The following is a 278-nucleotide window of genomic DNA, read 5'->3' as shown; positions in this document are numbered from 1 at the left end:
AGGCTGATTTGGTGCAGGTGTCCGCTACCGTAGTACAGGTAATCGATATGGCGGCCGTCGGGCAGGATGGTGCGGATGCGGTTGCCCAACGGGTCGTACTGGTAGCCTACGGTGGCGCTTTGGCCGTTGTGGACGGTGGTTTCGCCGATGAGGCGGTCGAGTTCGTCGTAGGCGAGTTCGACGCTGCTGTGTTGGTTGCGGGCTTTGGTCAGGTTGCCGGTAATGGGGTCGTATTCGAAACGGGTGCGGCTGATGCCTTCGTCTTTGCTTTGCCCGTT

General features: G+C 60.1%; 1 pseudogene. It reads right to left on the bottom strand.

Features of this window, described 5'->3' with window-relative positions:
• A pseudogene (locus HMPREF2696_RS07960) lies at positions 1-278 on the bottom strand (RHS repeat domain-containing protein); the annotation flags it as partial.

This window comes from Neisseria sp. HMSC058F07 (genome assembly GCF_001810035.1).
GTDB classification, from domain to species: Bacteria; Pseudomonadota; Gammaproteobacteria; order Burkholderiales; family Neisseriaceae; genus Neisseria; species Neisseria perflava.
The sequence above is the reverse complement of the archived record's forward strand: the minus strand, read 5'-3'. Positions and strand labels throughout refer to the sequence as shown.